Raw genomic sequence first — 12,599 nt, 5'->3', positions numbered from 1 at the left:
TTACACAAATCTCAATCTATTTACTTAAAAGTTTTTTGCATGATAATTGCATCACCACGACCATTTTTTGAGGGGTAGTAGGCAAGACGTTCAGAAATTTTTTGAAATTCAAAGCGTTGATAAAGGTTCAAAGCAGAAAGGTTTGTGGCTTCTACTTCCAAGAATAATTTTATAGCGCCTTTGTCGTGAAGATGGTGAACTGTGCTTTCGATAAGAAAGGTACCAATTCCTTGTTGACGATAATGAGGGTGAACAGCAATTGTGATGATTTCTGCTTCATCAAGGATGAGACGGCATAGGCAAAAGCCTAAAATTTGATCAGAGCGATCAATGAGAAAAACTTTGTATCCGAAGAAGATAGAGTGATCTATTAAGAAATTATCAAAAGCTTGTTTTTCCCAAGACGGGGTAAAACAATGTTGATGAATTTGATGAAGTGAAGCACTATCATTAACTTGTAGCGGAGCAATTCCAAAATTCTTTTTTGTCAATGAAAATTTGGGCATTATTTTTTTTGTGGTAAAGCAAAATTGGTTTGTTGTTTTGCATCAGCACTGCGTAGATAGAGTGGGCGAGGAGAATTTTTTGATTGTTTGTTTGCGGCAAGATAAGCATAGTTTACAATATCAGCCGCTTCGCAGGGGATTTTTTCTAGGACAATTTTTTCGTTTATTTTATGGCTTTTAATATGCTCCACAATGACATCAGTAGCTGGGCCGGTCAGTCGGGTTTTTTTTGGTAAATCTTCGAGGATATTTTCAATTGTTTTTAATCCCGGCGCTCCCAAAGGTGTGAGATCATTATGAAAATTTTGATGGTAGAACATCTCTCTCCCTGCTTCAATGACAACAGTAATTGCTGATGCTGTACTTTTACTGTTTATTACTTGTGCTGCTAACGCTTCAAGAGCACTTACTCCAACAGCAGGTATTTCAAGTGCTAATGCCAAAGCGCGCGCTGTTGCAACACCGACACGTACACCAGTAAATGATCCAGGTCCAATATTGACAGCAATACGCTCAACTTGATCAAGCGTCATATTGGCTTGTGTCATTGTTTGTGTAATCTGCCCAATAAGTTTTTCAGCATGCCCTTTGTTCATGCGCTCATTGATATGCGCAATAACAGATTTATGACGAATGAGCGCAACAGCACAATAAATTGAAGCAGTATCTATAGCAAGGATAAGCATAAAAATATTTTAGTTGAATAAAACGATAAACAAAAGTCCTGCTGTATTTTTAATCTTTTTATTATCGTATATTTCATTTGTAAGAAAGTTACTAGTGCCAATAAGCAACAATATCTTTTTATGGGATAGAACGAGATGTTGATTTAATCCCTATTTGTTTTCACTTTTTGAATGAGTACCTTGAATATTGTAAGATTCTCTTATTTCAAATCTACTTATGGTGAGACAATTAAAGTTATTAGCTTGTATATTACAAGCGGAATTAGGGTGTGAATAAAAACTGTTGAAGAAAAGAATAAAAACTCCTTTCACGAATCGTTTAAATGTAAGGATTGTCACAAACATTTTGAGCTATCAAATAGTATGATGATGCCATTTGTATTCCATAGTAAGTAAAAGTAAGTTAAAAGGGGGAAAGCCATGACCCCACATTTTTTCCCAATAAGAGCATATTCTATCAGTCTTTATATAAAAACTTCAGCGTAATGAGAGCAGATGAAAGAAATGGCATTGTTTTGCATGAGTTACGTATTTTAATACTACGTCGTTGCAAATCATTATGGACTGAAAAGCAAATTTGACAGTTTTCACTTAAATATCAGCTCTTTCAATTTTTTTGTATAGAATAATGAGCAGTATTTTAGAACTTTTTCTGGTTGTATGAAAGAACTGATTTTAATATTAGTGAACCTTTGGATTGATTGCATGCTCCATTGAAAAAAAATAATTAATGCATATTTCAAAATGTTATATGGTTCAGATCAATCAATCCTATCATGATAAGGCTACACGCGCCAAGAAGGAGTATGGAGGAAGTTGAAGCTAAAATAACGCGCCATCCTGCTTTTTTTAATGAGCGGATATCAACACCTAATCCTAAAGCTGCCATTGAAATGACCGTGAACAGTTGAGCAATAAGTCTGATCGGGTTTATAGCCGTTTCAGGAATAAGTCCGCTTGAACGAATAAGCATCATGATAATAAAACCGATGATAAACCATGGGACGAGAGTATGTAGACGAAAATGTGTTTGTGCTGATCGACGATAGATGATGGATAGGATAAAAATAACAGGGCCCAACATTAAAACCCGCACCAATTTGACAATTGTTGCAATTTGAACGCTCACGAAAGATATTGGCGCTGTTGCTGCTAAGACCTGTGGTACAGCATAAACAACCATGCCAGCAAGCACACCGTATTGGTTAAATGATAAATTCAAAAGTGGGTGTAAAAAAGGGAGAAATAAAATAATAAGAACCCCTAAAAGAGCGGTAAAAGCAATTGCTGCCGCTACATCTTCATGTTTAGCATGAATGACAGGGGCAGTTGCAACGATAGCTGAATTGCCACAAATGGCATTACCACAAGCGACCAGCATTGCTAAATTTGCAGAAAGTCCAAAAAGTCTGCCTATAACAAAACTAATGAGGATCGTTATAAATATAACGAATACGATGCTTGCAAGCAAATTCCAACCGGCTGAAAGAACAGCACGGATGCTAATGCTTGCCCCTAAAAGAACAATAGCAATTTCAAGAAGCGTTTTTGCACAAAAGACTATACCTTTTTGGAAATATTTGGGCAGATTAAAACAGCTACGAGTAATTGATCCTAAAAGAATTGCCAAAACAAGGCTTTCAAGCCACGCTTCTGCGAAAAACTGTTTTTCTATTACTTCTAAACCATAAGCTAAGGCAGATATGAGCAGGCATAATAGAATACCTGGACCAAGGTCGTTCAAAAATGAGAGTTTTTTCTTTGACATTTTAATATTCCCCCGTCATTAAAGAGCTAAAGGTGAAGAGGAAAAAGTTTTAGAGATTTGTTCGTGCTTGTACAGCTGCTGCTAAAGTTCCATCATCAAGATAATCAAGCTCGCCTCCTACAGGAACACCATGAGCAAGTCGCGTAATTTTAACGGAGAAGTTAGAGAGCTGATCGGTGATATAGTGAGCAGTTGTTTGACCTTCGACAGTCGCATTGACAGCAAGAATAATTTCCGTAATAGGATTTTGTACAACACGTTGTATTAAGGTGGCAATGTTGAGTTCGTCAGGACCTATTCCATCTAAGGGGGAGAGTCGTCCACCCAATACATGGTAACGTGCGGCTAAAGTTTTTGCGCGTTCAAGAGCCCACAGATCAGCAATATCCTCAACAACGATGATTGTTGTATCATCGCGGCGCAAATCTGTACAAATTGAACAAGGATCAATGGTATCGACATTTCCACAAACAGAACAAATGCCGACTTTTTCTATAGCTGCTTGTATAGCTGCTCCTAAAGGCTCCAGCAATGTTTCCTTTTTTTTGATAAGATGAAGCGCAGCACGACGCGCTGAACGTGGACCAAGACCTGGTATACGTGATAAAATCTGAATGAGACGTTCAATCTCAGGTCCTGCAATGTATTTAGACATATTTTTGTCCCACGGAAAAATCCGTTTCATTAAAATGGAAGCTTGAAACCCGAAGGGAGCGGTATCCCTGCCGTTATACTTTTGGTTTTTTCTTCTATTGCGATTTCGATTTTTGTTCTTGCTTCATTATAAGCTGCCATAATGAGATCTTCGAGAATTTCAGCTTCCTCAGGTTTGAGTAATGAAGGATCAATTTGAATTGCTGTTATAATATTTTTGCCATTTAAAGTGATATTGACGAGACCTCCGCCTGCAGTGCCGGTAGCTTGCAGATTAGCTATTTCTTCCTGAATCTTCTGCATTTTTTCTTGCATTTCTTTGGCTTTTTTCATCATACTCATCATTTCACGCATAGGAATAGGTATCCTTATTCATCATTGATATCATTTTTATTTTTAAAAATATCAGCATTTTTAAAGGTATTGGGGAGTAAATCAAGATCATTTTCTTCTTTATTGAGTCGAATATCGACAATTTTTGCTTCTGGGAAATGGTTGAGGATTTTCGCGATATCAGGATCTGTTTCTGCATTGGAAAAAAGAGTCTTTTGAATCGCTATACTTTCCTCCTGTAAGGTTGGGCCACCTCCTTCATTAACAAAAGTTATTGTCCAGCGTTTTTCAGTCCATTGAGATATCTTTTTTTCTATATCATGAGCAAGAAATTGTGGGGTATTTTCAGAAAGTCTTAAGGTAATATGCCCAGCTTCAAAAGAAACAGGATGAACAAATTCTTTAATAAGAAGTTTGAAAGGGGCATCATTATGCTGTTCGGCTAATTGAACAATATCGTGCAAAGAATTAATCACTAGAGTTTTAGGTTGAGTAATCTTTTCTGTTGTTTGCGTGACAGAATGCGATAAATTTGCACTCTTTTCAGAAAGATCAATAGATTGAGAATTTTCAAGAGTTTCTGTTACTTCTTGGACGTTGATTTTGTCAGGTTTTTGATTTCTAACTAAATTTTCCGGTTGTAAGGAATGATCTAATTGGTTTTTCAAGGATGTTTTTAAATCTGATTGATCTGGTAATGTATTTGAAACGCTCGAGGAAGCATGGGCTTCGACCATTGTTTCTTTTGTTATATTATCTGCATTTGTAGATTCTTGATGAGAAGAGTTTTTAACCAGTGTGAGAGGTGTTTTTTCTTGCGTAAGCTTTTTTAAAGCTTCATCAAGAGTTGGTAAGTCAGCCGTGTGAGCAAGACGAATTAAAAGCATTTCAGCGGCTTGAAGCGGACGTGCAGTTTGATTAACTTCCTGTAAACCTTTGAGTAACATTTGCCAGTTTCGGGATAAAATAGGAACGGAAAGTTTTTTTGAAAAGTCTAAACTTCTTAAACGTTGTTCTTCAGTCAGTGAGAAATCTTCCACTATTTCTGGTGTAAAACGTAAACGTGTGACCAAATGATTAAAGTCGGCTAGTTCTGTCAATATAGTAAGAGGATCAGCACCTGCCTCATATTGACTGCGTAATTCATGTAATGCATTAACAACATCGCCTTTCATGATAAATTCAAAAAGATCAATAATACGTGCTTGATCCGCTAATCCTAACATTGTACGCACCGCAATGGCATTAACATTGCCATTGCTATGGGCAATCGCTTGATCAAAAATGGATAATGCATCACGTGCAGATCCTTCTGCAGCACGGGCAATCATAGAGAGTGCTTGATCTTCTACTTCTACCTTTTCATATTTCGCAATTTGGCGCAAATGTGCACTCAAAGCTTTTGATTCAATACGCCGCAAATCAAAACGTTGGCAACGCGAAAGGATTGTAATAGGGACTTTGCGAATTTCTGTTGTGGCAAAAATAAATTTCACATGGGACGGTGGTTCTTCAAGAGTTTTCAATAAACCATTAAAGGCTTGTGTTGAGAGCATATGTACTTCATCGATAATATAAACCTTATAACGTGCAGAAACAGGACGATAGCGTATTTGTTCAATAATTTCACGAATATCATCAATGCCCGTATGAGAAGCGGCATCCATTTCTATAACATCAATATGGCGTCCTTCGATAATTTGTGTGCAATGTTCACCAAGAGAGTCTAATACGGTTGTCGGTTGGTCAATATCTTTTGTTTTATAATTAAGCGCACGTGCCAAAATACGTGCTGTTGTGGTTTTACCTACGCCACGAATCCCTGTTAACATCCACGCTTGTGCAATACGACCTTTTTCAAAGGCGTTGGTGAGAGTACGCACCATAGCTTCCTGACCAATAAGGTCAGAGAAGTTTTGGGGTCGATATTTACGAGCAAGAACACGATAGGCTGTTTCTACCGGTACATTTTCCATGAATATTTCCAACTTCGAAGTTCTTTATGCGTACATTTTGATAATACAAAAGCATAGATCAATACTGTAGTCTCATATAAAAGGATTTTTTCTTAATCAAATTATTTATGGGACAATTTGTTAAAAAATAACCAAACCCCTTTATTTGCTGCATAAAAATGCCGCTCTGAAGATTAAAGGCACCTCGCTAAAAGACAGCATAAAAAATAATTTCTTCAGCAAAATAGGAGGTTGGCACGATGACCCGTACCAAAACTCGTTGGGGCTGCTTCTTTCCAGACCTGACCCAGTTGGCGAGCAGTTCGTCCACCACCAACCTCCCAAGTTCATATTGTCGATTTGGAATGAAAAATCAAGCTCAGAAACGAAAAATATCCTAAGAACGACGAAGAATTTTCCTTTGCGTTTAATTTATTGACATATAAACAACAAAGAGATTATGGATTTACCAGTTTTCATAGCAGTAGCTCTTCATATTTATTTGGTATGAAAATATTTTTCGCTTAAGATAATCTGAATGTATAATTATTCTCATTCGCTGAAACATGTAAGAGTGTTAGGATAGATACGTCTGTTCTAAAACTACGAAATTGAATCATCAAAAATTTACAACAGTCAAAGAAGCAAATAAAGTAGATAGATCATGTAATTGGCTAACATTCGAAAGTTAGGGGGAAGAGTGCTATTTAAATAATTAGCAAATATTGCTTTAATGGTGTTGCTCCTCTCACACAAAACAGAACATCCCAAACAGAATAACTTAATGTTCTACATTCACATGCTTTTTAAAGAGCTATTGCTCAGTACTGTTAACTATATTTCAAACCCCGCTCGTAAATAGTATACATACTTCCCTTGAGGTATAAATCCATTGTACACTACCCTCTTTATGCTTAATAAAAGTATAAATTTGAGCCCTCATACTATTAACAATTCCCAATGTTGCGATCCCTTGCACTTGAGAGGCTTTATAAGAAGCATTTTTATTCCTTTTTTAATCGTTTTTACTCACACACCACCCCCATTTGTAACTTTCAAGGAAACGATTTTAATTGATTCAATATGAAGATTTAAGATGGGAGGATCTTACTTTATTTGTGATTGTAATTCAGTATAAAAAATCAAAGTCTTATAATGATAAGTCAATATCTTAAATATCTTATAAGACCACCACCTGATTTCTATAGTGAATGAGAATATCAAATACGTAATATTTTTTCTTTTAACATATACGAATATAAATACTGAGTAGATGTTATCGCTCTTTGCGTGCTTGTTCTTTTAATTAAAAAACATCGATGTTTATCACAAGATGGATCAATATATGAATTTTCATCATTTGAGAAAAGGTTTCATATATTTTTTAAGTGACTGTGCTCATACAAGAGAAGATGCAACATTCAGCGCTATAGAAATAAGGGGGTACTGGTTTTATAAGCGTAAAAATGGTTCTTATTCGATATAAGCGACATTTTATAGTTTCAAATAATTATATTCTTTAACAAGGAGGGAAAAACGAGATGAATTTTTACAAAAAGCTGAATGAGTGTGATTTAAAATGCAGCGAGGAATGCATCTATAGAGAAAATTTTGCTTTTCTGTTTATCTAAGTGATTTGGGTAAGATGTGCTTCATAGCACTTAAAATGAAGCAGCTACGAAGATAGAAGTCATATTCTTATTAAAAAATAGCTTTTATAGTAGAAAATCCAGAACAATTTAAGTTTAGTCTTTTAGTTTTTGCAAAAGTCCTTCAATATCTAATGTTCTGAGCAGCTTAAGGTTTTTCCATATTAGTATAAAAATACCTCTTCAGCGATTAGTTTTAACAGCTTATCATGTCGTATTTTGAAAAAAATACCTGAAAAAAGAATAACTCTACTCAAATTTAGATGTTATAGAAATATTATTAATCATAATCTCCTGTGTCACAATTCGTTCCAACAACTTTTTTCTTCGTAATATTTTTAAAAATATAATGTCCTGACGAAGGAAAACTTATATGAAGAGATTTTATATTTTTTAGTGTAAAGACCTTCTTTTCTTTATCATGGGTTATTTTCTTTTCATCATCAACAACAATTCTCAATTTGTTTAGATCAGAAGGGGTAGAGTACGATAAAGTGAAGGATACTTTATTCGGTTTAAAGATACTACAAGAGTATTCAACTCCTTGATGGACAATATCGGATGGGGTGATCACAACACTTTCATCCAGCGAAAAATTCCATTTTCTCTCACCAAAGCCAGCAAATGCAACACTAGAGTAGGCGAAAATATTTGCGGCTAATAATCCTTGCGCGAAGATTTTTTTCATTATCCTTTCCTTTTTTCTAAAGTGAGATGAATCATAAATCAGTTTTTATAAAAATGAAAGTTCAAACTTAATGCTAAAAGCAGGGCTAAGTTGCATTTTCTAGCTTTAAACCATGTTCAGAATGATATCAGTCTAAGAGATTTGAATGCTCTATTATGTATAATAATTTGAATTGTTTTGAGAGTTAATTTGGAAGTTCGTTATCTTTATTGAAATAAATTGTCAGAAGAAATGACTTTTCTCAAGAACCTCTCTTTAATATATAAAGGGAAATATATGGTACAAGCGTTTTTATGTTTGGTTACTGTGTTTTTACATTGATTTTTATACAAGTTGAATTGCTTTTATATATACGATGTTCGATCGTTTTGTGCCGGATAAGTACCGATAATACGCAGTTCTGCAGAAAAGAAAGATAATTCTTCTAAGGCAAGTTTCATCATCGGATCTTCAGGATGTCCTTCAATATCAACAAAGAATTGTGTTGCATTGAAATTTCCACCAATTTGATAGCTTTCTAATTTTGTCATATTGATACCATTCGTTGCAAATCCTCCCATAGCTTTATAGAGAGCAGCCGGGACATTGCGCACTCGAAAAAGAAGACTGGTGATGATTTTTTCGCCATTTTTAGGCTTGGGAACATGTCGTTTGGAGCGTGAAAGGATGACAAAACGGGTAATATTATGAGGGGTATCTTCAACATCCCTTTCAAGAATATCAAGTCCATAGAGTTCTGCTGCGATCAGAGGAGCTAAGGCAGCCTGTGAACGTTTAGCATTTTTTTTAATAAATTTTGCAGCTCCAGCGGTGTCAGCAGAAACAACAGGTTTCCAACCGTTGTTTCGTATGATTTTTCGGCATTGTGCAAGGGCATGCGTATGGCTGTGGACGGTTTTAATTTCGTCATATGTAACGCCGGGCAAAACCATTAATTGAAAATGGATAGGTAAAAAATATTCATCAATAATATAAAGAGATGATTGCGGTAAAAGATGATGAATGTCTGCAACGCGTCCCGCAAGAGTATTTTCAATAGGGATCATAGCAAGATCAGCTTTCCCACTTTCCACTAAATTAAGGGTATCTTCAAAAGTAGCAGAGGGAACAGCATCCATATTGGGGAACATATTGGAGCAAGCAATATGGGAATTAGCGCCGTATTCTCCTTGGAAAGAAATTTTATTGGTTTTTTTAAGTATTTTCATGCTAAAATCTCGCGCACTTTATCGAGATCACGTTGTGTGTCTACGCCTAAGGGAATTGTATCAACTATCTCCACATCGATGCGCATATTATGTTCTAATGCACGTAATTGTTCAAGTTTTTCGCGTTGCTCGAGTGTAGAGGGTTTGAATGATATAAATTTCTCAAGTGCTTCGCGCCGATAAGCGTATATTCCAATATGATGATAAAGAGGACCATCTCCATAAGGTGCTGTGGTGCGCGTAAAATAAAGAGCACGAAGGCGATTTTGAGAAAGAGGTGTACCAATGATTTTGACGACATTGGGATCTCTTTTTTCATTTTCTTCAATGATTCGAGCACCCAAGGTTGCAATATCAGTAAAGCTATTTTCTAAAGGGCGTAGCGCATGAATGATTTCACGAGGCATTATTGTTGGTAAGTCACCTTGTATATTTAAAATGGTATTGTAACGTTGTTCAGGATCAATACGCATTAAAGCTTCATAAATACGATCAGATCCAGACTTATGATCACCTTGTGTTATGATACATTCATGCCCATAATCTGCAACAGCTTTAGCAATATCATTATGATCTGTTGCAACGATCGTACGCCCTATTGCAGCTTTTTTGGCTTGTTCTGCGACATGTACAATCATCGGCTTTCCGCCAATTTCAGCGAGAGCTTTTTGAGGAAGACGGGTTGAGCCTATACGAGCAGGAATAAGAATAATTGGTTCAAGAGCCATTGTAAGATTCCAAATGTCATCTGTGATGCATTTATGATGTTGTGTGTTATAAAGAAAAAGCTTAAACTAAAAATGGTAATGAAACCGTGAACATTTGAGTTTTTATGAATCGCTCGAGATTTATTTATTTTATTTGTGCTTGTTTATGTGTGCTGGTCATTATTGTGGGGATTTCTACACTCAGCAATATAGTTTACGATCATCCTACATCAGCCCAATATTATCATACAGTTGCCAAGAATGATACATTTCAAGAAAAACAAAAAGCACCTGATGTTTCTCTATCACTAAATAGCCGTCTTCGACAAGGCAATTTTGAAAATGGCCGTAAACTTTTTCGCCAATGTGCCATATGCCATACTTCTGGACGCAATGAAGCAGGGCGTGTTGGTCCAGTTCTCTGGGAGATTGTTAATCGCCCTTTGGCATCAGCAGCAGGTTTTGCTTATTCACGGGCATTGCGTTCTCATTCTGATCAAAAATGGGATTTTATCACTTTGGATCGTTATTTACATTCTCCACGTGAAGCTTTTCCTGGGACTATTATGTCTTTTCGTGGAATTAAAAATGATCAAGATCGTGCCGATCTTTTGCTTTATTTACGCAGTTTATCCGATCATCCTGTTCCTTTACCAATGGATAATAATAAAGCGAACGAGCCAAATTAACTTATACCATAGATGTTAATTTTAGAAAGAAGTCTGATTTTTTGTAATTTTAGTTTCACGGTTTTATCAAAAGAGCTCTTATCGATGTTTTGTTAGGGGGAACGTCCCTCATTCAAAACAGAATACATTTAATGTTACATATTTACTCGCTTGTTTTAAAGAGATCTTTTATAAAAATGCACTCTTTACGCTGTCATCTGCAGATTGATTTTCAAGATTCGTTTGCTTCACTTTTTCTACATATGCTTGTCTGTGAAATTATTGCTGAAGGATTATAAATTCATGAGCCGCAGCTTTCTTCTTCTGAATGCAATAATTATGTAATTAAAGCTCTCCATGAGGTTTAACAGAATCTTTCTGTACACATCAATACCCATGTATTTTTCTTATGGACAGAGACAATTGATTATTCTTATACGTGCAATAATCCTAAGCTGCGTTTTATGATGCTTGATGAATAGACGTTTTCTCTTGAGGTTAGAGGTGTAGGGACAGATCATTGATCTTTTATAGTATCGATAACTAAACTATGATTTAGATTATTTATTTACAGGTTATGGTTTGAAGTAAGCACTTTCATGTGAAGCAATTTTTATGTGTAAATAGTAAAATAGAGTTCTGCTGATTATATTTTTATCTACTTCGAAAATTTTTTACACAAGAATACTGATGGCAGCTAAGTTTGCACGAGTCTTTGTTCATTTATAGACGATGACATGAAATTATGCTGATAAGCTATTATAGAGAATTATTTTTTCACAAAAGGTCTTCCATATTTGTGATAAATTTAATAGTTTCCATTGGTTACAGTGTTTCGATGACTTACGATAAAACATCAGTATTTCAATACATATTGCGAGAGTGCTAAAAATTAATGCGCGAGGAGACATAATCATGATTCCCCAAGCTTCTTAATAACTATGGCATTTTCCTTATAATTTGAGCGTTTATAAGTAATAATATTAAATTGCGCTAATAATCCATTGTAGAGAAGAATTTTTCCCACTAAGGGTTCACCAATATTTGTGATCATTTTAATAACTTCCATTGCTTGTAGGGTCCCAATAACGCCAGGTAAAACACCGATGATTCCAGTTTCAGCGCATGTTGGGATAGTTCCGTGAGCCGGAGGCGTGGGAAATAAATCGCGATAGTGAGGATTATTGTCTTTATACGGCATAAGGACGGTTAATGAACCATTAAAACGTTCTACAGCACCACTTATTAAAGGTTTTTTGCATTGGGCAGCGTGATCAGCAAGAAGATAGCGTGTCGTAAAATTATCACTTCCATCAACAATGATGTGGTAAGCATTGAGCAGTTTATCCACATTACTTTTATCTAGGCGTAGGGTGTGTTTTTCAACTACAACATGGGGATTTATTGCTTTTATAGTGGTTTCAGCACTGTCTGTTTTTCTTTTGTTTATTGCATTTGTTTTATGAATAACTTGGCGTTGTAAATTGGAAAGTGAAACGATGTCGTTATCGACAATTCCAAGGGTTCCAACACCTGCGGCAGCCAAATAGGTTAAGACAGGAGCACCAAGACCACCAGCGCCCACAACAAGAACACGTGCTTTTTTTAGCTTTTGTTGCCCTGCACCACCAATCTCAGCCAAAATGATGTGGCGTGCATAGCGTTCGATTTCTTTGTTGTTTAATTTTGTATCTGTTTCTTGTGTCATAAATTTTCTCTTGTCATAGTTCTTTTATTGTTTACTAAGTTTATGGTGCATAGACCAGTCTGCTTTTAG

Annotated in this window: 11 protein-coding genes and 1 other RNA gene; 1 reads left to right on the top strand and 11 read right to left on the bottom strand. The window is 35.9% G+C overall.

What is annotated here, in order from left to right:
• Nucleotides 1–20: 20 nt before the first annotated feature.
• From rimI to ACFIKD_RS02325, 10 genes are all read right to left on the bottom strand, one after another.
• On the bottom strand, nt 21–506 hold the full coding sequence (rimI, locus tag ACFIKD_RS02370; RefSeq protein ID WP_375635982.1) for a ribosomal protein S18-alanine N-acetyltransferase: 486 nt from the start codon (nt 504–506) through the stop codon (nt 21–23).
• Nucleotides 506–1,192 carry a tRNA (adenosine(37)-N6)-threonylcarbamoyltransferase complex dimerization subunit type 1 TsaB gene (tsaB, locus tag ACFIKD_RS02365; RefSeq protein WP_375635981.1) on the bottom strand — a complete coding sequence of 229 codons (687 nt, stop codon included), beginning with the start codon at nt 1,190–1,192 and terminating at the stop codon, nt 506–508. Before tsaB ends, rimI begins: the two co-directional genes overlap by 1 nt.
• A 739-nt stretch (nt 1,193–1,931) precedes the next feature.
• Nucleotides 1,932–2,960: a YeiH family protein gene (locus ACFIKD_RS02360; protein ID WP_375635980.1), complete on the bottom strand. Its 1,029-nt coding sequence runs from the start codon at nt 2,958–2,960 to the stop codon at nt 1,932–1,934.
• Between the two features lie 49 nt (nt 2,961–3,009).
• Nucleotides 3,010–3,615, bottom strand: coding sequence for a recombination mediator RecR (gene recR / locus ACFIKD_RS02355; protein ID WP_012754642.1), 606 nt, complete (start codon nt 3,613–3,615; stop codon nt 3,010–3,012).
• 29 nt (nt 3,616–3,644) lie between these two features.
• Entirely contained in the window at nt 3,645–3,968 is a 324-nt protein-coding gene (locus ACFIKD_RS02350; RefSeq protein WP_012754643.1) for a YbaB/EbfC family nucleoid-associated protein, read from the bottom strand.
• Nucleotides 3,969–3,982: 14 nt separating this feature from the next.
• Nucleotides 3,983–5,923 (bottom strand): DNA polymerase III subunit gamma/tau, encoded by a 1,941-nt coding sequence (locus ACFIKD_RS02345; protein ID WP_375647131.1) that lies wholly within the window; start codon nt 5,921–5,923, stop codon nt 3,983–3,985.
• Nucleotides 5,924–6,146: 223 nt separating this feature from the next.
• Nucleotides 6,147–6,244, bottom strand: an RNA gene (gene ffs, locus ACFIKD_RS02340) — signal recognition particle sRNA small type.
• A 1,587-nt stretch (nt 6,245–7,831) separates the two neighbouring features.
• Nucleotides 7,832–8,239, bottom strand: coding sequence for a hypothetical protein (locus ACFIKD_RS02335; protein ID WP_375635978.1), 408 nt, complete (start codon nt 8,237–8,239; stop codon nt 7,832–7,834).
• 344 nt (nt 8,240–8,583) lie between these two features.
• The gene (locus ACFIKD_RS02330; RefSeq protein ID WP_375647129.1) at nt 8,584–9,447 is read right to left on the bottom strand and encodes a prephenate dehydratase; all 864 of its coding nucleotides are present in this window, start codon (nt 9,445–9,447) and stop codon (nt 8,584–8,586) included.
• Nucleotides 9,444–10,175, bottom strand: a complete 732-nt coding sequence (locus ACFIKD_RS02325) for a 3-deoxy-manno-octulosonate cytidylyltransferase (RefSeq protein ID WP_375635976.1) — start codon at nt 10,173–10,175, stop codon at nt 9,444–9,446. Before ACFIKD_RS02325 ends, ACFIKD_RS02330 begins: the two co-directional genes overlap by 4 nt.
• Nucleotides 10,176–10,279: 104 nt before the next feature.
• On the opposite strand from ACFIKD_RS02325, the gene ACFIKD_RS02320 reads away from it, so the two are divergent.
• The gene (locus tag ACFIKD_RS02320; RefSeq protein WP_375635975.1) at nt 10,280–10,843 is read left to right on the top strand and encodes a c-type cytochrome; all 564 of its coding nucleotides are present in this window, start codon (nt 10,280–10,282) and stop codon (nt 10,841–10,843) included.
• A gap of 892 nt (nt 10,844–11,735) precedes the next feature.
• Here ACFIKD_RS02320 and ACFIKD_RS02315 read toward each other — a convergent pair.
• Nucleotides 11,736–12,530 carry a molybdopterin-synthase adenylyltransferase MoeB gene (locus tag ACFIKD_RS02315; protein WP_375635974.1) on the bottom strand — a complete coding sequence of 265 codons (795 nt, stop codon included), beginning with the start codon at nt 12,528–12,530 and terminating at the stop codon, nt 11,736–11,738.
• Nucleotides 12,531–12,599 lie beyond the last annotated feature (69 nt).

Origin of the sequence: Bartonella sp. CR84HXZ (assembly GCF_042194535.1) — a bacterium.
GTDB lineage: Bacteria > Pseudomonadota > Alphaproteobacteria > Rhizobiales > Rhizobiaceae > Bartonella > Bartonella grahamii.
This window is presented reverse-complemented; position numbering and strand designations above follow the sequence as displayed.